This is a genomic window from Ideonella sp. P3_A4 (assembly GCF_056403075.1).
The window spans coordinates 1-1,364 of the sequence record NZ_JBFUGE010001053.1; the positions used below are offsets into that span (position 1 = coordinate 1).

A 1,364-nucleotide genomic window follows, 5' to 3' on the forward strand; every position below is an offset into this window, starting at 1 on the left:
TTGGTGGGCACAGGCACCGGCGTCGGAGCAGCAGCGATCGGCAGGCCAGGCTTGGCCGGCGTTGTCGTCGGCGCGGCAGCGGTAGCGGGCGCCGGAGCAGCAGGCTTGGACGCGGCCTTGGTCGCGTCCGACAGCTGCTTCAGCTCCTGCACGTTGCGCGACAGCTCGGCCACACGGGTTTCGGCGGCCTTGCGCTCGGTCTCCTTCGAAACCTTGGTTTCGGCGCCCGGCTTGGCGCTGCCTTGCGACAGCGTCAGCTTGTCCGGGGAGATGGCGGAGTTGTCGGTCTTGCGGTCCTTCACCGCGGCCTGCACCTGGCCGGTGGCCTGGCGCTCGGGCTCGCTGCCCTTCACGGTGGGCGCTGCGCCGGCCAGACGCTGGCGGAAGGTCGCAAAGTCGGCGCTGTGGGCCTGGATGACCTTCTTTGCTTCGTCCGGCGTCACGTCTTTCGCGGCGGACGAGTCGGGCACGTTCAGCACCACGCCGGACTTGAGCCGGTTCATGTTGCTGTCGATGAAGGCCTGCGGGTTGCCGCGGTACAGCGACACCAGCATCTGGTCGAGCGACACGCCGCTGCGCGGGTGACCCGACGCGATCGACGACAGCGTGTCGCCGGCGCGAACCTTGTAGCTGTCGCTGCTGTCCGACGCGGTCGGCGGCGAAGGCGGAGGCGGCGCCATCGGCTTGGGCGCTGGCGGCGGGGCGGCAGGCCGGCTGGCACGCGCCGCCGCGGGTGGCGGCGCCACCGGGGTGGTCTGCACAGGCGCAGCCGCCATGACCGGCGCGGTGGTGGCCGCGGCTGGAGGTGGCGCAACCGGCTTGGTGATCGGCGGATCGATCAACAGCGTGTAGGCGCGCTGCAGCCGGCCGCTGGACCAAGCGAAGTCGATGATCACATCGACGAAGGGCTCGGACACCGAGCGCTCGCCCGTGACGCGGATGTAGGCCCGGCCGTCCGGGCGACGCGCCAGCGATAACTGGGCCCCCGTCAACACCGGGTTGAAGTCGACCCCTGCGGCGCGGAACGCCTCAGGCGAGGCCAACGTGGTCCGCAGCGATGCGGCCTCGTCCGGGCTCATGTTCGTGATGTCGATCTCAGCGCGCAGTGCCTCGCCAAGTGCCGACTGAACGGTCAAGCGGCCCAGCGACAACGCCGATGCACCACCCGTATGCAACAGCAGCAATGCCGCCGTTGCGAGGGTGGTAAGCGATGCGCCTTTGGCCATGAATGAAGGGTTCTTCAAAGCGTCTCCCGAAACGCCATCGGCGAGCCTGCGCACAGGCCCGCCGTCAACGACCGTTCTCTCCAAAGCAGTTTCCGGCGTCAACCGGCCCGAATACGAGAAAACACCATAGCATCAAGC

The 1,364-nt window shown here is 68.9% G+C and carries 1 protein-coding gene; it reads right to left on the minus strand.

Annotated features, from left to right (window positions below):
- Window positions 1–1,226 (minus strand): type IV pilus assembly protein FimV (locus AC1DYI_RS35775; protein WP_477208838.1); only part of this gene is annotated, 1,226 nt, incomplete at its 3' end.
- Window positions 1,227–1,364 lie beyond the last annotated feature (138 nt).